28 protein-coding genes are annotated in these 25,609 nt (G+C 57.4%); 5 read left to right on the top strand and 23 right to left on the bottom strand.

Translation table 11 applies throughout. The features are described 5' to 3' along the window. Window positions 1-113 precede the first annotated feature (113 nt). From ACH518_RS20640 to ACH518_RS20655, 4 genes are all read left to right on the top strand, one after another. Complete coding sequence (locus tag ACH518_RS20640; RefSeq protein ID WP_445371460.1) at window positions 114-647, top strand: hypothetical protein; 534 nt, start codon at window positions 114-116, stop codon at window positions 645-647. A 399-nt stretch (window positions 648-1,046) separates the two neighbouring features. Then, window positions 1,047-1,322, top strand: a complete 276-nt coding sequence (locus tag ACH518_RS20645) for a hypothetical protein (RefSeq protein WP_140911711.1) — start codon at window positions 1,047-1,049, stop codon at window positions 1,320-1,322. A 66-nt stretch (window positions 1,323-1,388) separates the two neighbouring features. Further along, window positions 1,389-3,356: a methyl-accepting chemotaxis protein gene (locus ACH518_RS20650; RefSeq protein WP_445371461.1), complete on the top strand. Its 1,968-nt coding sequence runs from the start codon at window positions 1,389-1,391 to the stop codon at window positions 3,354-3,356. Window positions 3,357-3,586: 230 nt separating this feature from the next. Next, on the top strand, window positions 3,587-4,441 hold the full coding sequence (locus ACH518_RS20655; RefSeq protein ID WP_445371462.1) for an SIR2 family protein: 855 nt from the start codon (window positions 3,587-3,589) through the stop codon (window positions 4,439-4,441). A gap of 40 nt (window positions 4,442-4,481) precedes the next feature. Here the strand turns inward: ACH518_RS20655 and ACH518_RS20660 are convergent, their stop codons facing one another. The 22 genes from ACH518_RS20660 to ACH518_RS20765 all read right to left on the bottom strand — a co-directional run bounded on the left by ACH518_RS20660 (window position 4,482) and on the right by ACH518_RS20765 (window position 23,423). Further along, entirely contained in the window at window positions 4,482-6,158 is a 1,677-nt protein-coding gene (locus ACH518_RS20660) for an FHA domain-containing protein (RefSeq protein ID WP_445371463.1), read from the bottom strand. 144 nt (window positions 6,159-6,302) lie between these two features. Then, complete coding sequence (locus ACH518_RS20665) at window positions 6,303-6,899, bottom strand: hypothetical protein (protein ID WP_445371464.1); 597 nt, start codon at window positions 6,897-6,899, stop codon at window positions 6,303-6,305. Window positions 6,900-6,929: 30 nt separating this feature from the next. Further along, entirely contained in the window at window positions 6,930-8,246 is a 1,317-nt protein-coding gene (locus ACH518_RS20670; RefSeq protein WP_445371465.1) for a serine/threonine protein kinase, read from the bottom strand. A gap of 14 nt (window positions 8,247-8,260) precedes the next feature. Beyond that, window positions 8,261-9,115, bottom strand: a complete 855-nt coding sequence (locus ACH518_RS20675; RefSeq protein WP_445371466.1) for a Stp1/IreP family PP2C-type Ser/Thr phosphatase — start codon at window positions 9,113-9,115, stop codon at window positions 8,261-8,263. A gap of 5 nt (window positions 9,116-9,120) precedes the next feature. Beyond that, entirely contained in the window at window positions 9,121-10,860 is a 1,740-nt protein-coding gene (locus tag ACH518_RS20680) for a trypsin-like peptidase domain-containing protein (RefSeq protein WP_445371467.1), read from the bottom strand. 202 nt (window positions 10,861-11,062) lie between these two features. Next, window positions 11,063-12,145, bottom strand: a complete 1,083-nt coding sequence (gene modC, locus ACH518_RS20685) for a molybdenum ABC transporter ATP-binding protein (protein WP_278210824.1) — start codon at window positions 12,143-12,145, stop codon at window positions 11,063-11,065. Further along, a complete protein-coding gene (modB, locus tag ACH518_RS20690; RefSeq protein ID WP_445371468.1) occupies window positions 12,142-12,828 on the bottom strand; it encodes a molybdate ABC transporter permease subunit in 687 nt (228 codons plus the stop codon). The genes modC and modB overlap by 4 nt, the downstream gene beginning before the upstream one ends. Window positions 12,829-12,983: 155 nt before the next feature. Beyond that, window positions 12,984-13,295, bottom strand: coding sequence for a hypothetical protein (locus ACH518_RS20695; RefSeq protein ID WP_140911705.1), 312 nt, complete (start codon window positions 13,293-13,295; stop codon window positions 12,984-12,986). A gap of 253 nt (window positions 13,296-13,548) precedes the next feature. Further along, the gene (locus ACH518_RS20700; protein WP_140911704.1) at window positions 13,549-13,992 is read right to left on the bottom strand and encodes a SoxR reducing system RseC family protein; all 444 of its coding nucleotides are present in this window, start codon (window positions 13,990-13,992) and stop codon (window positions 13,549-13,551) included. 12 nt (window positions 13,993-14,004) lie between these two features. Next, the gene (locus tag ACH518_RS20705; protein ID WP_278210820.1) at window positions 14,005-14,535 is read right to left on the bottom strand and encodes a flavodoxin; all 531 of its coding nucleotides are present in this window, start codon (window positions 14,533-14,535) and stop codon (window positions 14,005-14,007) included. A gap of 26 nt (window positions 14,536-14,561) precedes the next feature. Then, the gene (gene grxD / locus ACH518_RS20710; RefSeq protein ID WP_140911702.1) at window positions 14,562-15,179 is read right to left on the bottom strand and encodes a Grx4 family monothiol glutaredoxin; all 618 of its coding nucleotides are present in this window, start codon (window positions 15,177-15,179) and stop codon (window positions 14,562-14,564) included. A 418-nt stretch (window positions 15,180-15,597) separates the two neighbouring features. Further along, complete coding sequence (gene clpX, locus ACH518_RS20715) at window positions 15,598-16,899, bottom strand: ATP-dependent Clp protease ATP-binding subunit ClpX (RefSeq protein WP_445371469.1); 1,302 nt, start codon at window positions 16,897-16,899, stop codon at window positions 15,598-15,600. Between the two features lies 1 nt (window position 16,900). After that, the gene (nifM, locus tag ACH518_RS20720) at window positions 16,901-17,761 is read right to left on the bottom strand and encodes a nitrogen fixation protein NifM (RefSeq protein ID WP_140911700.1); all 861 of its coding nucleotides are present in this window, start codon (window positions 17,759-17,761) and stop codon (window positions 16,901-16,903) included. Between the two features lies 1 nt (window position 17,762). Beyond that, window positions 17,763-18,239 carry a nitrogen fixation protein NifZ gene (locus ACH518_RS20725; RefSeq protein ID WP_140911699.1) on the bottom strand — a complete coding sequence of 159 codons (477 nt, stop codon included), beginning with the start codon at window positions 18,237-18,239 and terminating at the stop codon, window positions 17,763-17,765. Further along, window positions 18,236-18,550, bottom strand: a complete 315-nt coding sequence (gene nifW, locus ACH518_RS20730; protein ID WP_445371470.1) for a nitrogenase-stabilizing/protective protein NifW — start codon at window positions 18,548-18,550, stop codon at window positions 18,236-18,238. The genes ACH518_RS20725 and nifW overlap by 4 nt, the downstream gene beginning before the upstream one ends. 4 nt (window positions 18,551-18,554) lie before the next feature. Then, a complete protein-coding gene (locus ACH518_RS20735) occupies window positions 18,555-18,677 on the bottom strand; it encodes a hypothetical protein (protein WP_260839241.1) in 123 nt (40 codons plus the stop codon). 71 nt (window positions 18,678-18,748) lie between these two features. After that, window positions 18,749-19,273 (bottom strand): hypothetical protein, encoded by a 525-nt coding sequence (locus ACH518_RS20740; RefSeq protein ID WP_140911697.1) that lies wholly within the window; start codon window positions 19,271-19,273, stop codon window positions 18,749-18,751. Then, window positions 19,273-20,049 carry a serine O-acetyltransferase gene (gene cysE / locus ACH518_RS20745; protein ID WP_278210817.1) on the bottom strand — a complete coding sequence of 259 codons (777 nt, stop codon included), beginning with the start codon at window positions 20,047-20,049 and terminating at the stop codon, window positions 19,273-19,275. The genes ACH518_RS20740 and cysE overlap by 1 nt, the downstream gene beginning before the upstream one ends. Beyond that, window positions 20,046-20,213 carry a hypothetical protein gene (locus tag ACH518_RS20750; protein WP_278210816.1) on the bottom strand — a complete coding sequence of 56 codons (168 nt, stop codon included), beginning with the start codon at window positions 20,211-20,213 and terminating at the stop codon, window positions 20,046-20,048. Before ACH518_RS20750 ends, cysE begins: the two co-directional genes overlap by 4 nt. 11 nt (window positions 20,214-20,224) lie before the next feature. Further along, window positions 20,225-21,349, bottom strand: a complete 1,125-nt coding sequence (gene nifV / locus ACH518_RS20755) for a homocitrate synthase (protein ID WP_445371471.1) — start codon at window positions 21,347-21,349, stop codon at window positions 20,225-20,227. A 434-nt stretch (window positions 21,350-21,783) separates the two neighbouring features. Further along, window positions 21,784-22,590: a hypothetical protein gene (locus ACH518_RS20760; RefSeq protein ID WP_445371472.1), complete on the bottom strand. Its 807-nt coding sequence runs from the start codon at window positions 22,588-22,590 to the stop codon at window positions 21,784-21,786. 14 nt (window positions 22,591-22,604) lie between these two features. After that, window positions 22,605-23,423: a hypothetical protein gene (locus ACH518_RS20765; protein WP_445371473.1), complete on the bottom strand. Its 819-nt coding sequence runs from the start codon at window positions 23,421-23,423 to the stop codon at window positions 22,605-22,607. A gap of 161 nt (window positions 23,424-23,584) precedes the next feature. Between ACH518_RS20765 and ACH518_RS20770 the strand changes: the two genes are divergently transcribed. After that, on the top strand, window positions 23,585-24,547 hold the full coding sequence (locus ACH518_RS20770; protein WP_445371474.1) for a PfkB family carbohydrate kinase: 963 nt from the start codon (window positions 23,585-23,587) through the stop codon (window positions 24,545-24,547). Here ACH518_RS20770 and ACH518_RS20775 read toward each other — a convergent pair. Further along, window positions 24,531-25,337, bottom strand: a complete 807-nt coding sequence (locus ACH518_RS20775) for a GntR family transcriptional regulator (protein WP_445371475.1) — start codon at window positions 25,335-25,337, stop codon at window positions 24,531-24,533. The genes ACH518_RS20770 and ACH518_RS20775 overlap by 17 nt on opposite strands. Window positions 25,338-25,609 lie beyond the last annotated feature (272 nt).

Genomic DNA, 25,609 nt, shown 5'->3' on the forward strand with positions numbered 1-25,609 from the left:
CCAGGCAATATAACGGCGTTACCGGCATTATTCAACTGCAATCTGAGCAAGGGCGCGGCCTTGTCGGCCATCGGCGAAACGGGTATCTTTAGCCGGCAACGGAGGAGAACCCCATGAAAACACACCCCAAACACCTGATTTTTCCGGTCGCGGCGCTGGCGCTGTTGAGCGGCGCTTTGCTGGCCGGCTGCGGCCAGGAGCAACCCAAGACCATCATCGCCAAGCCGGCCGGCGCCCAACATTTACGGGCGGCCAGCCTGACCGGTGCGGTCAGCAACAACAGCGGTCCGATCAAATCCGGCGAGGTCAAATTGCGCTCCGAAGCGGGCAAATTGATCGCCAGCACCGAATTGAACAACAGCCCGCGGTTCGAGATACCCGTGCCGGCCAATACGCCGTTGCCGCTGATTTTGAGTTACGGCGCGGGCACCGACGAACTGGTCAGCGTCATCATCCATCCCGACTCCGGCAAATACGACATCAACCCGACCACGACCGCCATCGCCAAACAAGCCAAAGCCATGGGCGGCTACAGCCATGGCAACATGGTCAGAGCGGCGGAAGAAACCGCGCACGTGCCCGACGCCAACAAAACCACCTCCGGCTTCCGCGGCGACCCGACCACCCAGTACGGCGGTTGGCATTAACAGAAAATCCGACAATAATTTCGCAGTAACGCTCACTAGACCGAGATCGGGACTCAACCGGTTCAACCGGCAGTCGTCGCCCCCCCACCGGGGCGGCGCGTTCAGCGCATGCCGCCCGTGTATCTAATCAGAAACAATCCCTGACAATCCCGCCAAATTGAACCCGCCGCCGAACTTTCGGCATTCCGAGTCGGCAGCAATATTTCCCTAGCCCTCACGCCAGAATTCGCGGCCACCCCCGACCCCGCATGGCGAATTTCTTGCCGAAATTGCCGGCTAGCCGGCAATTTATCCATCGAAATAGCGCCGGCCCGAATCTGTAACAAAGTTGTCGCAATTCCGTTTTAACATCCGCCGCGCGAACTCACCGCGCCTTAACCATACCAGGAGTCAGAAACGATGAAGGACATCGACACCAAGGCCAGCTCGCCGGTGATTTTTGTGGCGGTAATTGGCGGTTTTGCCGTTAGGGATTCCATCGGCCGTTATCCGGCGCATCGATTCAAACCTAAGGTCCGGAAGGGCACAGACAAACGCCCATGTCACCCGACTCTGCCAACAATCGACGGCCAATATCAGCATCGCCACCAGAGTCGCTCAAATCGGGCAAATCAACGACCCGCACTATCCAGCCATTGCTGTTTAGGGGCAAAACCAGCGCCTTTCAACGCCTAAGTTAGGCCGGCTGCTGTCCGTTAAACCGCCAAGTATTTTCCAAATTACCGATTGCTATTTTCGCCCATGAACATCAGCCGAATTACCAAGATCGTCAGCCTACTGTTAATCCTTACGCTCAGCGGTTTCACCATTGCCGTAGTGTCCGCGTTGCGCCACTTAAACCAGGCGTTTTCGACCGTCGAATATTTCGGACAACAGCAAAACGGCTTTTACCTGCAGGTCAGCCAGCCGATCTTTGCCTATTTGGCTACCGGCGACGCCACACTGCTGACCGCGATAGACCACAACGTCCGCCAGACCGTTAACGATGTCGAAGCCAACCCAACGGTCGCCGCCCATCTGAAAGCGCCGCTTCTGGACCTGCTCCGCAAGGTGCAGGAATCGGTGATCGCCGAATTGGCCGCCGCCGGCAAGCTGGCCGACCCGCAACTGTTGTTGGTCAATAACGAACAACAGCTCGCCGGCCATCTGCAAACCTTGCTCGATTACGCCGAGCGGGCGCCGGCCGAATACCACGCCAAACAGTTTTACTGGGTGACGCTGGGCCAGGCGCAAACGGCTTTGCTGTCGCTGTCGCGAGCCAGGCAAAGTTATTTTTCTAGCCGCGGCAACAGCTCGCCGGACAACGTACGCCACTACCTGCAGCAGCTCATCGCCGTAACGGAACGCATCCAACGCCTGCCATTGCTGGGTTTATTGAAGCCGCAAGCCGCCGATGAAGCCGATTTCGGCTTGGCGCTGGCCGGAACAGAACGGCCGGCGGAGGATATCGCCGTCGAACCGGCGGCCGAAATCGCCGCACTGGCGAAGCGTTATGACAAAGAACTGGCCAACGCCAGCCAGTTGATCGTCCAGAAAAGAGCCGGGCAGGACCAGGCGGAACAGCAAATGCGTACCCTGCAACAACGGCTGGACGGATTGCGCGGCGAAATTTCCGCCGAATACCAGGCCTACGAACGCGTGCTGTACGGGATCGTCGGTTTGTGTACCGCAGTGCTGGTCGCAATCAGCGGCTTGATGATTTATCTGAAGCGCCATCTTGCAGAGGTTATCGGCTATATCAGCGGCCATGTCGACCGCTTGGCCAACGGCAATCTAAGCGGTTCGGTCGATTTAAGCAGCCGGATCGCCGAGATAAACCTGCTGAAAGATTCGCTGCTGAAACTGCACGATTACTTCGAACGGCTAATCCGCAACATCAACCAGGAATCGTCCGAGCTAAACCGGCACGGTCAGAATATCCTGCAGGTTGCCGCAAGCCTGGAAACCATTATCGCCGACCAACGCCTCGCCACCGAGAACGGCGCCCGCCAGATGACCGAACTACACCGTTCGTTTGCGAGCGTTGCCGACCATGCCGCCCATTCGCAAAGCGTGACGGCGTCGGCGCGGGATTTGATCGACCGCGGCCTGTCCACGATGCAACATACCCGTGAGCAAATCGACACGCTGGACCGCTGCAACGAAGCCACCGGCCGCGCATTGGAGCGCTTGCAACGCGATGCGGCGGGCATCGGCAACGTGCTGGATGTGATTCAAGGTTTTAACGAACAAATCAATCTGCTGGCCTTGAATGCGGCTATCGAGGCGGCCAGGGCCGGCCAGCACGGCCGAGGCTTCGCGGTGGTGGCCGACGAAGTGCGCAAGCTGGCGGCGCAAACGGCGGTTTCGGCCGGGCAAATCCGCACCCTGGTCGAGAAGCTGAATGCCGCCACCGCCGACACGGTGGGATTGATGGACGGCCAACAAAGCGCCGCCAAAAACACCGCCGCTGCCGTCGAACAAGTCGGCCAGGTGTTTGCCGGCATCAAAGACTCGGTGGCCAGCCTATTGCAACAAAGCCGAATCATCGCCGAAACCTCGCTGCAGCAATCCCAAGCCAGCGAACGTATCGCCACCAGTTTCAACCAGACCGCGGAATTGGCGCGGCAAACCAGCCGCGAAGCGCAAAACAACAAGGCCAGCGCATCGGCCATCACCGGCATCAACCGCAATCTGCGCGATTTGATCGCCCAATTCAGTATCGGTTGATCGCCTCGGCCCGAACGGTCGCCACCGGCTTTGCCGGCCACAACGATTTCCGGAAACCGGATTTGTCGCATGTCCGACAAATTCACTGAAATTTATGCGGTTGTTGCCTTAGCCTTCCCGATCGGTGGCAGCGGAAAGCCGCGCCGGACAAGGCCTGCCGCCAAACCGGAAAAATTGGATTGAATTTTGCTTTCCCCCAGTATCCTTTACTATCCTTGATGGGGCGCGACATGTCCAACAGTGTGTTTTCCGAAATTTTAAGCGGCTTGTACGACAACCAAGTCATCCCGTATCTGGGGCCGGGCGTGTTGTTCGACGCTCAAAACAAGCTGACCCGCGAGCCGATGCCAGCCGACAGCAACAGCCTGATTCTGGCAATGAACGGCGGCAAACCGATGGCTCCCAAGCTGATGTACGAATTTCCGCGGGCCGCAATGAACCAGGAATTGAAACGCGGCCGCAACTTTCTGACTCAATTTCTGAATAAAACCTACGGCGAGGCGCAATACACCCGCGCCGCGCTGCACGACTGGCTGCAGGAATGGCGGCCGAAGTACGTGGTCGATATCAACCGCGACACCCAGTTGCAGGACAGTTACGCCGACGAGGAACACACTCTGATCGTCGGCGTTGCCCGCATCGTCGGTACCGCGTTCCGTTTCAGAATTTACCACTACGACGGCAGCGGCTATTTCGAGGTCAGCCAGGAGCAGGTCGACAAAAACCTGCCGGTCCTGTTCAAGCCGATGGGCACACCGAAACCGGAAGCCAACTATATCGCCTCGGACGCCGATTACGTCGATTACATTACCGAATTGATGGGCGGCTTTGCGATTCCGGATTTTCTGAAGGAATACCGTAAAGGCAAAAAGTACCTGCTGATCGGTTTACCGTTGAACCGCGACTCGGAGCGGATGGTGATGAGCGACATCGTTTACGGTGCGACCGAGCCGAAAGGCTGGTTTTTACGCAAAAATCCGACCGATAAGGAAAAACGCTTCAGCGAGCGGATGGGCTTCGAACTGATCAACGCCGACGTCCAAGACTTCCTGCAATCGGTGCAGGCTGCGGCCGTCGCCGCCTGATCGCCGCTTTGGAGCTAGCGGCGCGGATCGAGCGGCGGCGCTAGCCCGGTACCGGCATCGCCGCCAGCAACGGCGGTTTGAAATCGAAGCCGAAATGTTTCGGGTCTTCGCCGATCACGGCCGCGGAGACGATGTAAAACACGTAATCGTAAGTCTCGGCCGGAATCTCGTATTGCTGGATGAATTTCCAGAAGTTCTTGTCGCGCGGATTGTCCGGCATGTTTTCCACCATGCTGCGCACTTTGTTGTGGCCGTAGTTATAACTGGCCATCACCAGCAAGCCGGAAGCCTGGGCCTGGGTGCCGTAGATGTACTTCAAGTACTTGGCACCGGCGCGGGTTGCCTGGTTGAAATCGAAACGGGCGTCCTGCTCGTCGTAATCGCGGGTATTGGCCAACGGCCCCGGCGCCAAGCCGTAATCCTGGCCGGTGCTCGCCAGAAACTGCCAGGCGCCCTTGGCGATGCCGAAGCGGGTTTCCGGACCGACGGCTTTGCTGTCGTAGTTGCTTTCCTGTAGCGGCAGATAGAGGAAGTAAGCCGGCAAGCCTTCCTTTTCCAGCTCGCTCAGCACGATAGGCGCATATTGGTTGGCTTCCAGGTTACGAATCGCCAATTGCAGGCGGGAACTGTTTTTCCAGTTGTCGATGTACTGCTTGACCTTGGCGACGAACTCTTCCGGTACCTCCAGTTCGCTTTCGCCGAAACCGCGCGCCACCCGCGTCACCAGTTCCCGCTCGTATTCCTCGTCGCTCGGAAAACTCAGCCGCAGAAAGTCGATTTGTTGCAGATAAGCCTGGTATTTGACTTTCATCGCCTTCAAGCGCTCGCGCTCTTCGGCCAGACGTTTCTTTTCCTGTTGGATTCGCAATTGCTCTTCCTTGATCCTTTCCTGCGACACCCGCATCTTTTCGTCGTTGACCGCGGCCAGGGTTTGCGCCAAGGTCTCCGCGCTTTGCTCCAGCCGAATGTCGGCTTGCGACAGGCTGACTTCCAGCGTCTTGATGTCGTAGAACATGTTGATCGCCAGCGTCCGGGCGTTGTCCAGCGCAAACCGCTGATACACCGCCAAACCGGCCACCAGCACCAGTAATCCGGCCAGCGACCAGATCCATTTCTTGTAACTTTTGGTGCGAACGGTGCGGTCCTCGCGGATGAAACCGCGCACCATCCGGGTGTAGTCGCCCATGTCTTCCGACTCCTGCTCGGACAATAGCCGATTACGGATTTGCTCGGGCGTTAATTGCGGGCGGGATTGGCTATGCTGCTGCGGTTGCGGCTCGACTTGGGCGATTGCTGCGGCGCCGGGTTGCGGCAATATCGGCTTTTGCTGGGCGGCGGGGTCGCTGAGTTTCAAAACGAACGCCGCCGGACCGAAGCCTATCGTCGCCGGCAAAGCCAATTTGAGCTTGCCCGGAACCCGCAGCCCCTCCAGATAGACGCCGTGGCTGCTGTTGAGGTCAAACAGCCACCAGGCGCCGCCGCTGAATTTGATTTCGCAATGGTGCCGGCTGACCGACGGGTCCTGGATCACCACCTCGTTGTCGGCGGAACGGCCGACGCGAAAATCCTTGGCAAAGGTAAAATCGGCGACGGCGCGGCCGGAAGCATCCAACACACTGACGGCCAGCCTGCTGGTGCCGACCAGCAAAGTCCGGTCCGAATCGGCCTGCGCGGCCCCCGGCTTCGCATTCATCAGTACGGTTTTATCCTCTTCCATCGCTACCTCGTGACCGCCGTCGTCGAAAATTCCGGCAAAGAGTAGCCGATTTCCGCGCCCTCGGCAGCTTCCGGTTCGGGCCGGCCGACTACATTCGGTAAAGATTTCGGCGGCGCCAGCGACGAACAGCCAGTGTGCTTTGCGCTACAGCGGCACGCCCTCGTTGTTGCGCGACATCACGACAACGTACCCGTTCTGCATGGTCGGCTCTTGGGTGTAAGTCACGCCGGTATTGCTGATATCGTTCAATACCGTTTTGGTAGCACTGGCCGGACAAATGACATGTACGTTGCCGCCGACTTTCAGGGACTGGCTTTTCGCATTGACCAACTGCTGCTTGGCTTTCGGCGTCAAATGTTTACCCGAAACCATTTTTTCATTCGGAACCACGACTTTTTGCGAGTCGATGCGTTGCACATTCTGGCCGTTCTCGACGACTTGCGAAGCTTTGACGACTTCGGTACTGGCGCCGGTTTCTTGTTGCCAGGCGTTCGCCTGCTGCGTGACGGATTGGGTGTAAGGATCGTTGGCTAACATATACGCTGTCGCGGCACCTAAGGCCGCGCCGGCGCCGCAGCCTATCGCCGCGTTTTTGGCGCCGCCACCCAACAAAATACCCAACGCGGCGCCCGCCGCACAACCGCCGACGCCGCCCAGAGCGGTTTGTTGCCCCTTGGACATACCCGCGCAACCGCTGAGTAACGAAACGATGGTGGCCGAAACAATCAAGTTATTTTTCATCACTAGTTCCTTAAGACGACTCTAGATGGATTAGTTAAAAAAATTGTCGGCCGCCCGGCCGATACCGGGATCGTCGTCGGCAATTCTCCGCTCTTTCTTGGGCTTGGCCGGTACTGGAGGTTTTACCCTGACCTTGTTGTCCTCGGCCGCCGAAACCGCGCCGATCTTAGCCGGCGCCGGCAAACGCTCCCGATCCAATGGGCTTTCGCCGACCGGCTGGATTGGCATGATCGGCGGCGGCGGCAAGCGTTCGGCGTTATCCGGCTTTTTATTCGCGTCCTGGTCCGAATTCGCGCTATCTGCGCCATCCTTGCCCGCTAGCGGTTCAGTCGCCGCTGGCGGGGCATGTAATGCCGACGCAGAGCTGCTGCCGCCGGCTTTCCCGAATTCGGCGAAGCCCAATTGCAGCCATAAAAAGTAAATCAGGCCGAAAACCAACAGCGCAACCAGAAATACCGGACCGGGATATTCCTTGCAATAACTCCACAACTTGTTCGAAGGCATACCGGCAGGCGCGGTCCGAACCGAATCGGAACATTCTTTAGAAACGGCAATCAACGCATCGCAAAAATCTCTGGCGCCAGCAAAGCGTTTTTCCGGATTTTTCTCCAACGCTTTCAGTACCAGCTTTTCCAATTTCGGCGGAATATTGCCGCATAGCGTATGCGGAGCTCTTGGCTTTTCCTCGATTTGCGACTTGATCAAGTCGTATTCGGTTTCTTTTTCGAACGGGATATGCCCGGTCAGCATTTCGTAGAGCACTACGCCGACCGAATAGATATCCGACTTTGCGTCGGTATCTTTACCTTGAATTTGCTCGGGCGACACGTATTCCAAGGTCCCGACCAGATGACCGACGCGGGTCAGCCGGGCGGTTTCCAGGATTCTGGCAATGCCGAAATCGAGAATTTTGACCGAATCGTTTTTGGTGACGACAATGTTCGCCGGTTTGATGTCGCGGTGAACGATGTTGAAGCCATGAGCGTGGTCCAGGCCTTCCAAAATGCCGAGCGCGTATTTGACGGCTTTTTGCCAGGGCAACGGGCCCGAACGTTTAATGACCGTGTCCAGGGTATCGCCGTGGACAAACTCCAGCGCCATATAAAATTGCCCGGCCGGCAACCGGCCGAAGTTATAAACCACGGCGATATTCGAATGGTTCAATCGGCCCAGCGCCACCGCCTCCGATCTGAAGCGGTTGACGATATCCTCCCTGGAACTCAATTCCGGCCGCAATAACTTGATCGCGACTTCCCGTTCCAGCATCACATCTACGCCTTTATAAACTTCCCCCATACCGCCTTCGCCGATCTTTTCGACGATTTTGTAGTTGTCGATCTGGTCCATAGTTATCCGAATGGTTATACGCGGGTGATAGGGGAACTGGCGGACTGGTTTTTTTGTTCGGCGATTTTGACCACAGCCACCGAAATATTATCGTAGCCGCCGCGCCGGTTGGCTAAATCGACCAATAGCTTGCAAGCGTTCTGCGCCGAATGGACTGCGCAGATTTCGGCGATTTCGCCATCGCCGACCAGATCGTACAACCCGTCCGAACACAGCACGAAGCAATCGCCGATCTCGATCCGTAGCGGCACGTCCGCTATGTCGGCTTTGGTGGTTTGCCGGGTACCGATCGCGCAGGTAATCACGTTGCGATCCGGATGGCTGGCTGCCGCTTCGGCCGTGATCAGTCCGGCATTCAACAGCTCGGCCACCACGGTGTGGTCTTGAGACAACTGGCGCACTTGGCCGGAGCGGCACAGGTAAAGGCGGCTGTCGCCGGTGTTGCCGAAATAGGCGAAGCCGTCGATCAGCGCCAACGCGACCAGCGTAGTACCCATACCGTGGTTTTCGGCCAAGGCCTGGCCGGAGCGGAACACTTCGGCGTTGGCGTCGGCAAAACACTTGACCAACGCTTGTTTGCAATCGGCCTTGCGCAGATATCCGGGGAAATTTTTCTGAAACACTTCGACGGCGATTTGGCTGGCAATCTCGCCGCTTTGGTGCCCGCCCATGCCGTCCGCGATTACGGCAACCAGATTACGGTCATTCGCGAAGCGGATACAACCGATATGGTCCTGGTTGCTGGAGCGCACCACGCCGGAATCGGACAATAGGCCGATTTCCGGGAAATATTCCGCAACCGGTTCGGCCAGAGCCCGATAACGGGAGGCTTTGGGCTTGCCAAACCATGCCGACCATAGTTTTCTCATCGGCTTTATTGCACCAATTTGTGCACACCCATGATGTCCTGGCCATGCCGAATCGGGACCGCGAACGATATTACCGTGCCGGAATTGTCGGTGCGCTTAGAAGTGAAAATACCGATGACGTGGCCTTTGTCGTTGAATACCGGGCCGCCGCTGTTACCGCTGCCGGTGGCGTTGACCGTCAACTGGTAGACGTCGCCCATCTCGCTGAAATAGCCGTTCACCGAATCGGACATAGTCGTCGCCGAGCCCTGTATCACTTTACCGATATTACCGCCGGTTACGGTCGGATCGGGAATTTGCCGCCACTCGCCTTCGCGATTGAACGGATCTTGTGAACTCATCTTCACCGCAACGTCCGGCGACACGCCGGGATAGCCCATCACGGTAATGGCATCGCCGGCCGTGACCGTATCCTCGGAACTCATTTGCACCACCGGCAGGCTTTGCGGCACGTCGACTTTGATCAACGCCACGTCGGCGCTATCGGAAACTCTGACCAGATGCGCCGGTATCCGCAAACCGGTTTTAGGAAACGTCACATCCAGATAATCGTTGCGGCCCTCGACGATTTTGCCGTGTAACGGTTTCTTTCCGAGCATTTTCGATTTCGACGGCACCCAACTGTTCAGCGACGCAATATATTTATTGTCCTTGTCGTACCTCAGCTCGGCAATCTCGTGCTTACTGCAATTCTCGTCGCCGCAGACCACTAAAAAGCCGGGAAAAATGAAATTGCGGTTTTGGGTCAGCCAACTGGCCGCCACATGGCGATTGGTCAAAATAAAACCAGTGGACTCGACCACGAAACCGGAGCCGGACCCCGACTCGCCGATCGGCAGGCCGCTGTCGACATCCAGAAAAGGTTCGACGGTGCCGTCGATATAAATATACCAAGGCCTGGAATCGGTTATGCATTTGCCGCCTTTGGTGATACAACCGGCTTTTTGGAAGATTTGCTTACCGGTTGGAATATGAATCAATTTCCAGCTCGACTCGATGAATACGGTGGCATTGCCGAAACTTTTAAAAATATCCGAAGAACTCAACGCCTTATTGGCATTTAATTCGGCGATCTGCTTGCCCTGCTCCAATTTGCTCTTGTCCAGTTCGGACTGCAGTTCCGCTTTGCTTTGATAGTTTTGGAAGGCCAGAAAACCGGATATGGCCACAATCACGCCAATAATACCGGCGCCGATATTGATGATCTTTTTGCGGCTATTGGTTTCGGCTTGAGTAATCAGCCGCTCAACGGTATTGCGACCGATACTGCGCGGCGGCTCATTTTCCGCAGAGACGTTGGTAGCGCTGGTTTTAGGGATGCCGGCCAACGCATCCAGACTGGGTTCGACCCGGACTTCCCGGGTCGCGGCAACTGCCGGCGGCGCTTCGCCGAAGCGGGTGGCCTTCGCCACAGTCGGCGGCCTGGGATCGAGGTCGAACACGAATTTGGGACCGCCTTTACCGAGCTCGACCACGTCACCGGCATATATTTGCTGCGGTGCGGTTATTTTCGCGTTATTCACCAACGTGCCATTGCGGCTATTCAAATCGGTCAGCAAAAACTGGTTTTCGTTTTGAACCGTAATTTTGCAATGGGTTCGGCTGACTAAATCGTCTTTCTCCGGATCGAACATGACCTGGCAACTAGGTTCTCTGCCAAAAATCAATTCCTGTATCGGCAATTCATAACCGTCGGTTTGGTTTGCCTTCGATCCAGCCAAGTGTTTTATGATGATTTTTTGCATGCCAATAACCCTTCAGTTGTTATTATTTGGCATCGATTCTAAGCCAGTTTATTTAAGCAACTCAAATTTTTATCCAGCCTAAAATGGATGGCTGAGCAGCGATTTTTTCATCAGATTAATCCGTCCCAAAATAGCCGATTATTTAATTGAAATCCGGCTACCAATTCGACGTCATCAATTCGCGGCCAACTGATTCGCCAGTCTAGCCGACGATAGAGGTGCCTTTGATCTGGGCAAACACCGGCATCCCCGGTCGCAGGTTCAACAACGCCGCCGATTTTTGGGTGATGTGGGACAGCAGAATTTCGCCGCCGGCCGCCAATTGCACGACGCTTTGGCCCTGGCCCAGATCGGCGACCGCGCGTACCTCGGCCGGTAATATATTCAAGATGCTGGAAGCCTGCGGCGGTTGCAGCGCGATGCTGACGTCGCGCGCATAAATTCTGATCCGTACCGGGCTGCCCGGCGCGGCATCCAGGTAGGGCAGACTGAGATTGCCGCCGGCAAATTCGGCATGACTGAGATGGTAGTCGGCTTCGTGGCTCACTAGCCGGCCCTGCCAGACGCTGGCCGCCATCCGGTCCGCGGCCAGCGGCCCGTCCAGCCGGGTCAATGTCTCGGCCAGCGGTCCGCAGGCCACGGCTTTACCGGCCGCCATCACCAGCAAGTGGTCGGCCAGCCGATTGACCTCGTGCCGGGAATGGGTGACGTACAGAATCGGAATCCGCAGGTTTTGCTGCAGGCCGGTCAGATAGGGCAAAAACTCCTGCTTGCGTTCTTCGTCCAATGCCGCCAGCGGTTCATCCATCAACAGGATGTCCGGACTGGCCGCCAAGGCGCGGGCGATCGCCACCCGCTGCCGCTCGCCGCCGGACAGGCGCCCCGGCATGCGCGCCAGCAACGGCGCAATCGCCAATAATTCGATGGCCTGCTCCAGCGAAATTTTGCCTTCCCGGCAACGCATGCGCCGGACCGCATAATCCAGATTGCCGCGCACGCTCAGATGCGGAAACAAATTGGCATCCTGGAACACATAACCCAGGTTACGCCGGTGGGTCGGCAGAAACAGGCCGCGCTCGCTGTCCTGCCACAAGGTATCGCCGACACGCAGATAACCCTGCGGCGCCTGCTCCAAACCGGCGATACAGCGCAGCAACGTGGTTTTGCCCGACCCGGAATGGCCGTAGAACACGGTGACGCCGGCCGCCGGCAAATTCAAGTCCACATCCAACGCGAATCCGCCGTAGTTGAGTTGGAAACGAGCGATCAATTCGGACGCGTTCATTTGACGGACTGACTCAAAGGCTGGGTATGTTTAGTACTGTACAAAACCAACAACACCAGAAACGAAAAGATCAACAAACCGCCGGCCAGCCAATGGGCTTGGCCGTACTCCAGGGCCTCGACATGATTATAGATCTGTACCGACGCCACTCGGGTTTTATCCGGAATATTGCCGCCGACCATCAGCACCACGCCGAATTCGCCGACAGTATGGGTAAAGCCAAGTATGCCGGCGGTCAGGAACCCCGATTTGGCCAGCGGCAACGCCACCGAGAAAAACCGGTCCAGCGGTCCGGCGCCGGCAGTCGCAGCGGCTTCCAACGGACCGTTGCCGATGGCGACAAAGGTATTCTGCAAGGGCTGCACCACAAACGGCAGCGAATACAACACCGATGCCGTGACCAAGCCGCCGAAGCTGAACGGCAACGTGCCGAATCCAAGCCACTGGGTTAATTTGCCGACGACGCCGGCCGGCCCCATCAATATCAATAGGTAAAACCCCAGCACGGTGGGCGGCAACACTAAAGGCAAGGCAACGATACTGTTGACGACACCCTTCCACCGCGAAGGGCTACGCGCCAGCCACCAGGCCAATGGGGTACCGACCAACAACAGCAGTAAGGTGGCAAGCCCGGCGACCTTAAAAGTCAGCCACAGCGCGGCGTAATCGGAAGAATCGGGCATTGGTAAAAGAATCGAGTCAGGATGGGGCTTATTCTCGCCAAATCACAGGCAACAACGCCAGAAAATAGTTAAGGCAGGTGTCGCGCAAGGCGACAACGGCGCCGATGTCGGGATCGCTGGCCAATCTCCCGGCATCGGCGCCGGATTGCAGTATGTTACTTGATCAAAGCCTGCAGCCGACTCTCGACCTTGGCCGCTACCAGACTATCGTAGTGGCGTTGCAGCATCGAATCGGTCGGCCGCGGAAACAAAGCCGCTTCGATCTCGCTTTGCAATTGCGCGAGAAAATGCCTTCTCAGAATCGAATCCTCCGGCACCACCGGCGCAGTCTTGCCGCTATCGGCAAACGGCTTGTCGGCGTCGGTCTGCTTCGCTTTGGCGTAAGCCGACAAAAAACAACCCAACGGTGCAAAGGCGCATGCCGCGACGATCACCATGATCAAACCAACCAGAACAACTTCGCTCATCTCATCACCTCGAAGATATCGCCATAAACACAATGGCGGCAGGCGCTGGCACTCGCCTGTCGCCCTTTTGAAAGCCCAGTGGTTTTCGATGATTTCTTTGCAATATCAATGCCATGGACATAACCTTACGAAACACAAGGTCTAATGCGGATTTGCCGGCGAGACTGGAATGATTGGCGGAATATTTCAGTGCAGATTTACGACAAGCCGACACCAAAACCTGGAGATTGTGGCCGATCCGACAACCGCGCCATCATGCGGCGGGCAGCTTTTTCACGATTTGCGGTTTGAAGCACAGGTGCAGCAATAACAGATTCTGGCAACGGTGGATTAGCGCAAATCCACTTAGCAGGCTGATTAAGGCAATTTCGGGAAGATATTCGGTGTTGTCCGGCGAAGGCAGCCAAGCCTGGGCCAACCCAACCCCGCCTAGCATGAACAGTAGCGGCGCCAAATACAAAACCAGAGACGTCAACAACAAATGGCCGTCGTCGATCGCAACCACGACCCGGTCTCCTGCTTGCAGCGCGATATCGGAATCGACCGCAAATTCGCGTTTAGGCAAGACTTTTGCCAACGTCGCAGTGCCGCAGGACGGCTGTTGCATACAGCCGCTGCAGGCACTGCTTTGCAGGCTTTTGATCCAGGTTCGGCCGTCTGTGCCGATGCGGGTGACGACGGCCGCTTCTTCGATCATGGCAAGCTCAAACTAGGCCCAAGCCGACGCGATCGATTCCAGCCAGGCATTCAAGCGACCTTCGCTGAGTTCCTTTTGGTTGTCTTCGTCCAAAGCCAAACCAACAAACTGATCGCCCAATAGTGCCTTGGATTTTTTGAAGTTGTAACCTTCCGGGCTGGTCATGCCGACGATGGTGGCGCCGGCATCGGCAAAGGCGTCGTACAAAAAGCCCAGCGCGTCGACGAAATGGCCGGGATAACCTTCCTGGTCACCTAGCCCATACAGGGCGACGGTTTTACCGGAGAAGTCGGCGCCACCCAGGGTTGGCAGGAACTCTTCCCAACTCTCGTTATCGTGGCCGGCGCTCAAGCCCGGCAATTCTCCCTCGCCATAAGTCGGCGAGCCGACGATCAACACGTCGTAGGCCAATAGATCGTCGACGCTGGCTTTATTGATGTTGACCGGTTTGTCCGCGACATCGCCCAACTTGGTGGCGATCGCCTTTGCAAATTTGCGGGTGTTACCGGTATCGGTGCCAAAGAAAATGCCTACTTTTGCCATAGTGCTTACTCCGTGTTATCCAAAAATTAAAGCTGAATCTGCAACAAACCGGGGTTGGCAGCCGGTTGTTGTGCGGCCCATTCGGCCGGGGTATGGGTTTTCAAGGTCACGGCATGCAGCCGGCCGTTCGCCAGCGGCTCGCTCAGCGTCGCCATCACCCCCTGGTGTTGTTTGATCATGGTTTGGCCGGCGAAAGCCTCGCTGACCACGCTGATACTCAAATCGCAGCCGACGCCTTCGATACCGATGGTTGCTCCCGGATACTCGGCCAAAATCAGCGCTTCCACTTCGGAATGAGTGATGGTTTGGCTCGGTTCTGCTCCGGCGGCAGGCTGAACGGCGGTTTGCAGCAACGGCAACAGGCTGCCGTCCTTATGCATCGCCTCGACGATATCGGCCCCGCCGACCAATTCGCCTTTGACGAACAATTGCGGAAAAGTCGGCCAGCGCGAAATCGACGGCAATTTTTCGCGGATGAACGGCGATTGCAGGACGTTGACGTAGGCGTAAGGAATCTTGGTTTCGTTCAGAATCCCCACCGCCTTGGCGGAAAACCCGCACTCCGGCGCGCTGGGCACGCCTTTCATATAAATAATCACCGGGTTCTCGGCGAGCTGTTTTAGGATTTTTTCTTTGACGCTCATAGTGGTTTTCTCTATTAACTAAATTTTGGCAATCCCTGAATCTTAACGAACGCGATCAATGGGCTTCACGCTGTTCAGCCCATCCTACAAACGCATTACCACGCAGACTCCCCTCCCGTATGCCGCGCCGAGCACCGAAGCTTTTGGACGGATCAGCCCGCCAGGGGCGCCGCAGGGATGCGGCGCGTTGCCTGCAGGGGCTGGGAAGCCCCTTTAGGCAACCCCGTTCAAAAGCTTCGGAGCGCAGGGAATAAGCGGCATCCGGGCCGCCTTTTCTTTGGATACTTTCTTTTGGCGGAGCAAAAGAAAGTATCGCGGCTGTCGGTCCGCGAACCGACTTACAAACCATCCGTCGCGACAGCGACACAGCACCGTTGGGTTACGCCTGTCGGCTAACCCAAGCAGCACATTTCAAAACTCACTCCCCACCCGACAACCGCTTCAAATCCGCGGCATCAGTAACGCCATCCCGCTCCACCGTTTGAATCTCGCCCTCGCCGCGAATCACTTCGGCATTGACGATGCAACGCTGAACGTTGGTGCGGGACGGCAAATCGAACATGGTTTTCCGCAGCACTTGTTCCATGATGCCGCGCAGGCCACGGGCGCCGGTGTTGCGGGCGATGGCTTTTTCGGCGATTTCGACCAGGGCGTCCTGGGTGAACTCCAGATCGACTTCGTCGAAGGCGAACAATTGTTGGTATTGCTTGACCAGGGCGTTTTTCGGTTCGGTCAATACTTGGATCAAGGCATCGACATCGAGCGGCTCCAGCGGCGCCAGCACCGGGAAACGGCCGATGAATTCCGGAATCAGACCGAAGCGTTTCAAATCGTCCGGCTGAGTCGCATTCAACATCTGTTCCAGACTCGGTTTATCGTCCGGGTTGCTGACTTCGGCATGGAAGCCGATCGCGGTTTTCGGCGGCTGCAGGCGTTTTTCGACATGTTTTTCCAAGCCCGGAAAGGCGCCGCCGGCAATGAACAAAATGTTGCTGGTATCGACCATCACCGAATCGCTGCCGCTGTGGTCTTTGCGCCGGCCCTTGGTCGGCACTTTGACCTGCGAGCCTTCGACCAGACGCAGCAAGGCTTGCTGCACGCCTTCGCCGGACACGTCGCGGGTACCGAAGGCCTGTTCCGGGCTGCGGGCGATTTTGTCGACTTCGTCGATGTAGACGATGCCCCACTCGGCCCTGCTGATCTGGCCGTCGGCCACGTCCAGTAGGCGCACCAGGATGTTTTCGACGTCGTCGCCGACATAGCCGGCCTGGGTCAAGGTTGTGGCGTCGGCCACCGCAAACGGCACCCCGACGATTTTGGCCAGCGTCGAGGCCAGCAAGGTTTTGCCGGTGCCGGACGGGCCGATCATCAGAATATTGGATTTGCCGATTTCGACGCTTTGGTCGGCCTCACCCAAGCCGCCGGTTTTATTGCCGACGTGCTTCAGGCGTTTGTAATGGTTGTAAACCGCGACCGACAGAATTTCCTTGGCCAAATCCTGGCCGATCACGTACTGGTCCAGCATGGCTTTCATTTCCGCCGGCTTCGGCAAAGGCCCCTGCATGTCGGCCAGTTCCTTCTTCTTGCCCCAACTCGACACCACCTGGCTGGCCAGCATCACGCAGGCCTCGCAGATATAGCCTTCGGTGCCGGCAATCATCGGCACGGAGGCCGACGCTTCAATACCGCAAAACGAGCAATGTTTGGGTTCTTTTGTCATGTTAGGCTCTCCTAGTGGCGGCGGGTAGACTGGCCAGCCAAGTACGCTGGCAATTGCGGCGGTAACGGTCTTGCATGATCTGCTGAATCTTGGGCGTGGCTTTTTTCAGGGACATGGTCTCGGCCGGGCTAATCTTCAGGCATTGGATGACATGAAACCCGATCTCGGATTCCAGAACCTCGCTGACGGCTTGTTCCTTCAAAGCGAACAGGGCTTGGTCCAGTTCGGGGTATAGCACACCTTTGGTCACCGCGCCCAATTCCCCACCCTGCATGGCGGTCGGACACTCCGAATATTTCAGCGCCAAATCGGCGAATTTATGCGGTTTGCGTTTCAGCGTTTCCAGAATCTCCTCGATCCGGCGGCGGGCGCTGTCGCGAGTATTCTCCGGATAATCCGGGTTGATGCTGATCAGGATATGGCGGGCGGAACGCTGCTCCGGCTTGTGAAACTTTTCCGGATGCGAGTGGTAGAAAATGCCGATTTCCACTTCGTTGACCTTAGGCGCCCGTGACCCGACTCGCTCCAGCACGGTATTGACCTTGCATTGCCGGCTCAACGCGGCCCGGAGCTGATCGACGTCCAGATGGTTGGCTGCCAGCGCGGCCAAAAAAGCCTCTTCATCGTCGAAGCGGCTGCGAATCTCCTGATAAGCCCGTTCCAATTCGATGTCGGATACCACGACGCCGGCCGCTTCGGCCGAACTCAGCACCCTGCTTTCGATTTCGAATTCGTTTTTGGCCTGCACCTCGACTTGGCGCAGCTGCAATTGCTCGAGTTCCGTCGGCGACTTTTTGAACAGACTCAAAGAGGCCCGCAATAAAGTGTAAGGTTCGATCATGACTTCAGCAGCTTGATTCATGCTACTCCTCCGGTTCGCGAAAGTTGGCCGGATCGGCGGGGTCCAATACGGCTTCCGGGACCTGCATGGTCTTACCCGGAAAACGCACGTGGTACAGCAAGGGTTCACGGTCGCGCAGTATTTTCATTACTTCGCCTTCGGTACCGGAGGCTATCACGCCATCGGCAGTCGGTAAATCGCGGTTGCACCTGACTTTATCGCGAAATTCGAACCGACTCGGATTCCAGGGCGCTTCAGCCGGAATCAGTTCTTCGGCTCGGCAGCCGATCATTTTGCCGTGGTCCAGAAAATGTACCGTGTAGATTACCTGGTCCTGCAAAAAGGTACCGACTTCGATGACGTGACCGACGCTACCGCGGCGGATCAGCAGATCGCCGATTTCCCGGCCCGGATAAGTCCCGTCGTTGCGCACGTTGCGGGTAACCCGCACCGCCTCGCCGAACTCGAACCGTTCTTCGTCATAGCGTTCTTCAATCATGTCTTAATGTCGCCCAAGGAAACGAATACGGTTTGCGGTTCCATCATCTTGAACACCTTGAACACCTTTTCGGTCTGGGCATCCGACTCGACGAAATCGCTGTAAGCCCGCTGCAGCAATTTTTTATAAATCTCGCGCAGAGCATCTTCGTCATCCGGCATGTTGTCGCCGGCCTGACTCAGATAGTCGTGGAACCGTTGCAGGATATGCAGCCGGTTGACGTGAACCACGGTCGCGTCGTATTCCAGGCCGAAATACACCATAAAGTCTTCGGCCGATTCCATTTCTTCCATTTCTTCCAAAAAAGTCATCTCGTTACCTCATCATCAGGTGATCCAGGTGGGCGGGCTGTTCGCCCAGCGCATACACCACTAACAACACCACCAGCATTACCGCAGTCTGGGCTAGAAACGGATCGGACTTCAGTTGTTTTTTCATGGCAATCACCTTCGGGTTAATTGTGCGGACGGGCGACGCCCATCGCGGTTGGGTTCATTTATCGGGCGGCTTCACCCGAACAAGCGGAAAATCCCTTCATCGGCTTCCTGGCGCCGGACCACCATTTCCAATAAGCCCTTGGCGCCGATCCGATCCATGTCGTCCAACTCCACCAGTTTTTCGAAAATGGCTTTGGCCAACTCCAGATTTTCCAGCCGCATATTCAAGAAACCGATCGATTTCAAGGTAAACAGATACAACCTGATTCGGGTCAACAACTCTTTCGGCGCGTCGCTGATCAAGCCGAGGTTTACGTCTCGCCAGTCTGCCGGGAAACCGATGCCGGGCCGGATCAGCACCAAGGCTTTCTCGGAGATCAGCAAGGCTTCCTGCAACCGATGCTGGTAGTAATAAAACCGGTTCAACGACACCAGCACATTTAACGATTCCGGTGCCCGCAAGTAAGCTTGCAGCAGCGGCAATTCGGCTTCGCCGGTGGCGTAACGCTCGGAGGCGTACTTGATCAATTCCTGGACTTCCGGGCTGTCTTCCTGCTCGTAGTACAAATCCTCGGCTTCGAACTGCAGCAAATCCATTACTGACCACCTGCCGCCTGTTTCAATTGCACCACCTCGTCGCCATGGCAGACGCCTTCCGCTTCGCAACTGCCGCAAGTGTCTTCGGCGACGACGAAACGCTTTTGATTGTGCTCGAGCTCGTCCAGACGTTCGACCAGGCAGTTGATGGCCTTGCCGATCGGGTCCGGTACCAGGTGGTGGTCCAGATCAATGCCACGCGGGTCTTGAATCTTGACGCCTTTTTGCTGAATGATCCGTCCCGGAATGCCGATCACGGTGCAGCACGGCGGCACGTCCTTGACCACCACCGAGTTGGCGCCGACCCGGACGTTATCGCCCAGCGTGATTGCACCCAGAATCTTGGCGCCGGCGCCGACCAGCACGTTGTTGCCCAGCGTCGGATGGCGCTTGGTTTTATGCCAGGTGGTACCGCCCAGCGTCACGCCGTGGTACATGGTCACGTCGTTGCCGATTTCGGCGGTCTCGCCAATCACGACACAGGCGCCGTGGTCGATGAAGAAGCGTTTGCCTATGGTCGCGCCGGGATGGATATCGACGTTGGTCAACCAGCGGCCGAACGCGGCCAGAAACCGCGCCGCAAATTTCCACTCCGCCAGCCACAGCCGGTGGGTAACCCGATAGATCAGCACGGCGTGTACGCCGGGATAGGCGAACAACACTTCGAACACATTGCGGGCCGCCGGATCGCGGGCGAAAACGCACGCCACGTCTTCCCGCCAGTCCTGCCAAAGGCTGGGTTTGGGCGCAAGCCGCGACGGCGAGAACAGCATCATTTTGCCAAGCTCCAGGTGGTTTTGCCCGGCATCGGCACGCCCGGCACCCGGAAAAACGTACCCGGATAGCGCTCGTCCGGCAGCTCGCGCTGGTCGGGATTGGCGACAGGGGCTTCGACTTTGCCGGTGGTTTTCGCTACGGATTGTTGACGGTTACTACTCATCGCACACCTCGCTATAGGCTGTGTAAAAACTGGTTCAAATCGGTGGATTGCGGTTCGCGTTTGTGCAGGCTGACAAACTCGCGAATCAGCGGCAGCAGGCGGCCGGCCTGCCAGCGGTTAATCTGGATCCCCAATTGCCGATAGGCATGCATCACGCCCTGGCTGCCGGAATGCTTACCCAACACCAGCCGGTGGCTGCGGCCGACCAAGGCCGGGTCTACGCCTTGATAGTTGTTGGGATCTTTCAGCAAACCGTCGACATGGATGCCGGCTTCGTGGCTGAATACGTCGCGGCCGATCAGGCTTTTGCGGCTGCCGATGGTGTCGCCGGAGGCGGTCGCCACCTGATGGGACAATTCCGGGAAATTACGCAGATCGACGCCGGTTTCGAAGCCGTACAGTTGTTTCAGGCCGACCACGACTTCTTCCAGCGCGGCGTTGCCGGCCCGTTCGCCGAGACCGTTGACGGTAGTATTCAAGTGAGTGGCGCCGGCAAAGGCGGCGGCCAGGCTGTTGGCGGTCGCCAAGCCCAGATCGTCGTGGGCGTGCATCTCGATATCCATATCGGTGACGCTGCGCAGCTTGCGGATCGCTTCGAAGGTGCCGAACGGCTCCATAATGCCGACCGTGTCGGCAAAGCGAATCCGAATCGCACCGGCGCTTTGCGCGGCTTCGGCCATTTGCGCCAGGAAATCGCTATCGGCGCGGGAGGCGTCTTCGGCACCGACGCAAACCTGCAAGCCGGCATCGATTGCGGCTTTGACGCAGCGGTCGATAGTGGCTAACACCCAGGCCCGGCTTTGTTTCAATTTGTGTTGGATATGCTGGTCGGAAGCGGATATCGACAAATCCACCATGCCGACGCCCAAGCCCAAACAATGTTGCAGGTCGTCGTCGCGCATCCGCGACCACACCAGCAGATTGCAGGGCAAGTTCAGCGCCGCAATGGCTTCGATTTCGGCCCGTTCCTGGCCGCCCATCGCCGGGATGCCAATTTCCAGTTCCGGCACGCCCAAGCCCGCCAGCCGTTGCGCGATCGCCAGCTTTTCCTCCAGCGAAAACACCACGCCGGCCGACTGTTCGCCGTCGCGCAACGTGGTGTCGTCGATGATGATGTGTCGGTTTTGAGCTTGCATTCTTCACCTCTGGCGGAACGTCGATTGCGGTTTTGCTGGGGTAACGCCTTTGTCAGAGATAATGCAAAACACTTGCCAACTGCCGGAAACCGGGGTTTTGCGGCATTGGCAACTGCGGTTTGGCGGGATAACGACAAGAAAAACCGGAATCGAAAAAACACATTGTCGGAAACCCTACAATGGCTAATGAAGTTGGCGCCGCCGCCTGATTAGGCCGAGTCCGGCCATTGATCCAGCCGCATCAATACGCGCTGGCTCAATCGATTTGTAATGCAACCGTGAGAGACGGGGCCGCCAAGCACCGTGCCTGACGCCCCGAGAGGGTATGGTAAACGTCGTATCGCAACCCAAAGACTAGACTGCGGCTGGTATCGTGTTTCTTTAAGCGTACGCTGCGAGCCGCGCCAGAGCGAACGCCATCTACCAGCCGAACGCTAAACCGACCGCGAAATGCTTGCCAACCGACGCTTAGGTGCGATAGCCGCCAGACCGACGGCGAACAATGCCAAGGCCGGCGGCAGGGGCACCGGTGCATAGCTATAGCCGCTTTGACTGGTCAATTGGTAATTTGGATCGAGCACACTGATAAAGGTGCGCGCGGTATGGCTGAAGTCAACTTGCGAGCGCTTCCTGAATGGATCGAACAAACCGAGGTAACCATCGGCTCCGGCAGCAACGCTCAGTAATCCGCTTATCGAAATATCGGTATTGGTACGCAGGGAAAAGATAGCCGTACCATCGCAAGCCCCGGTGTCGCCCGACCAGGTGCCGCAGGTAAAGGTAGGCGCAGAGTAGTACGATTGCGCAAAGTCAATTTTGCCTTGACTACCGCCAAGTTCGACGAATCCGGATGCGCCGCCGGGACCGCTAATGCCGCCCTCGACACGAAAATTGAGCAAAACCTGCACAAACCGCAGATTGCTGGATCCATTTAACCTGATGGTGTCGCTAAAGATCGATTTAGCAAATGCAGCGGAAGTTGACGTTCCGCTCTCTACGCTGGCCGCCGCGTAGGCTTTCAATACCCCGGCATTCGCCGAGGCAAAAGCGCTGGCGGCATAGCCTTCGTAAGTTGCCAGTGCCGATGCTACCGCGGGCAAATCCACATGTGCATCGACATTCAATTCGCTGTCCACACCGTTTGCCGCACTGGCACTGGCTTCGACCGAAGTCGAATAGGCCGTCGCCGAAGTGCTGACCGATAGCAAACTCGCCATTACCAAGCAATAGATTCTGTTCATGATTCCCTCCCGGCTTAACCGGCCAAACTTGAACGACGCTTGCTAAAACCCAGCAAGCCCAAACCACTAACGAACAGCCAGGTCGCCGTCGGCAGCGGCAGCGGCACCGCTGCATAGCTGTATCCGCTTTGGCTGCTCAACGAATAATTGGGATCCAGCACGCTGATAAAGGTCCGCGCAGTATGGCTGAAATCGGTTTCCGCGTGTCGTTTCTTTGGATCGAACAATCCGCCGTAGCCATCCGCAGTCGCCGCTACCTGTAGTAAGCCGCTAATCGCGAGTTCGGTATTGGTGGGAACCCAAAAGACCGCGCCGCCATCGCAGGCGCCGGTGTCGCCTGACCAGGTACCGCAACTGTAGCTGCGCGGACTGTAATAATTCTGGGAAAACTCGATTTTGCCGTAGCCACCGCTCATAGCGACAAAACCGGAAGCGGCACCGATACCGCTGATGCCGCCCTCCACCCGAAAATTCAGCACGATTTGAGTCGACCGCGCAGTGCCGGTTCCGCTGATTTTGATGGTGTCGCTAAAGAGCGACTTGGCGTAGCTGGTCGAATCCAGCGCCCCTTTTTCGATGTTGGCCCCCGCATAAGCCTTCAACACGCCCACGCCGGCGGAGGCGAACGCACTGGCAGAATAGCCGTCGATGCTCGCGGATGCCGAGGTGAAAGAGTCCTGGTCGATGTGGCTGTCGGTGTTCAAGTCGCTCGCCAGCGACCGTCCGGACGAGAAACCCGCACTGGCACCGGTTTCGACGGAAGTTGAGTAAGACCAGGCGGAAGAGCTTGTGACCAGCAAGCACGCCAATGTCGTGTAATGAAATCGATTCATGATCGCTCCGAAATTCTCAGAAAATGCGATGCGCTGCCTCCAGCCACCGTCGGCCGGGAGTGTAATGCCATATGGATACCAAAACAATACCAAATATTACCGTGCGTCTGCCGGCGTTTGGCTTTAGGCTATTGGCTTTTTTAACTCCGTCAGGACGCTTTATGCTAACGCTGGTTTTAGGCAGCTATGTGCAGGCCAATTGTTTACAAGTTCCGGATTTACCGGCAGCCGGCCAGTCGTTGCTGGCCGCAGGTTATTGGTCGGAACACGGCGGCAAAGGTTTGAATGTCGGCGTGGCTTTGCACGCCCTGGCGGCGGAAACGGCATTACTGCTGCCGGTCGGCGACGACAACGGCGGCCGGCAAATTAGCGCAGAGTTGTCGCAGATGGGGCTTGATACGCGCTGGGTAATTGTTTGCGCCGCACAATCCGGCTACGGCGTGGGCTTGATCGACGCCCGCGGCGATAACGTCATCGCCGTATTCCCCGGCGCCAATGCTCACCTTACTCCGGCTATGGTTTGCGACGCCTTGGACCGGTCGCGTCCGCGCCGGGTTTACGCCCAACTGGAAATCCCGCTGGAATCGGTCTTGGCGGCGTTCTCGGCGGCGCGCCGGCTCGGCAGTTACACGGTGCTGAATCCGTCGCCGTTGCGGCCGATTACGTCGGAATTGCTTGCGCTTACCGACACGATGATCGTCAACGCCGCCGAAGCGGCGGCGCTGTTTGCCGATAACGGCGCGCGGCTGATTTTATCCGCGGAGCAGTGGCTGGAGTTACTGCCGGCAATGGCCGATACCATCGCTTGGCAAGGCGATTGGTTGATCGTGACGCTGGGAGACCAAGGCTGCGTCGCACTGGGGCGGCAGGAAGTGATCCACGTCGGGGCCTGGCCGGTCGAGGTGCGCGACGCCACTGGCGCCGGCGATGCGTTCAGCGCCGGATGGCTGTGGGCGCAGGATCGTTACCCGCCCGAGCAGGCGCTGCTTGCAGCCAATGCTTGCGGCGCCTTTATCGCCGAGCGCGACGGGGTTTTGGCACATTTGCCGGACAATGCAGCACTGACTGCGTTTATGGCTAGCCGGCCTGCGCCTGGGATTCGACGGATCAGCCGGGCATTTTGAGCTCGACCCGATAGGTATAGGCGTCGCCGCGAAAGGTGCCCTCGACGTACTCGACCATCGTGCCTTGGTCGGTATAGGTTTTTCGCTTCAGCAGCAAACAAGGGCCAGGCTGTTCGAAACCGAATACCCGCATTTCCGCCTGATTGCAGATGACGGCTTCGATGGTCTGGTCGGCGCGTTGCAAGCTCAAACCGCAGCGTTCCTGTAAAAATTGGTAGGCGGAACCGTCGCCGTTCCATTGCGCGAAATCCGGGGCCGGGGTCAAATCGTACCAAGCGACTTCGCGCGACATCGGATTGCCATCGCCCAGACGCAAACGCACAATTCTAAAAAAGCGGTTGGATGCCGGCCGATTGAAGATCGAGGCAATGGTGCGGTCCTCGACGATGCCCTGCTCCAAAATCCGGGTCGACGCCACCATGCCGAGTTCGCGCATTTCTTCGGTAAAACCCTTCAACCTCCCCATTTCCGGCGCGATCCGTTGCGGCGCCGCTTTTACCGTAGCCCCGGCGCGGCCATGGGTATCGATATGGTCTTGCGCCCGCAATTCTTCATAGCAGCGGCGGACGGTGGTGCGACTCAAAGCCAGCGCTTCGGCCAGGGCTCGCTCGGATGGCAAGCTAAAGCCGTCGCCTAGCTCGCCTGACTCGATCAATTGCACGATGCGGCGCAACAACTGTTTATAAACCGGTTCGGCAACGCCACTGTCGGGGCGGATTTTGTCGATAAAGGCGGTGCTGTCGTTGGCCGCTTGAGGTTGCGGTTTGACAGAGGATCGGCTTTGATTCATAGACGGACAATGCAGGCGGCAGCGCTTCGATACCGGGCAGATTAGCACAGAACATCCGAGTTAGGCCTGTTAGCCCAAGACACCTCAACCCATTACCGGCAAGTGGATTCGTCCGGAATTTGTGCGGACGATGGTCGAAACAATATAAACCTACCCGACATAACGCACCGCTCAACGGAGGGGATTGCGCCTCAACCTGCCCAAAAAATTTGCCGGCCGGCCGAAATCGGCGCATGATCCGGGCCGCACGCCCCATCCAGCCACCAGGCCGG

The sequence above is a fragment of the Methylomonas sp. HW2-6 genome, assembly GCF_052474525.1.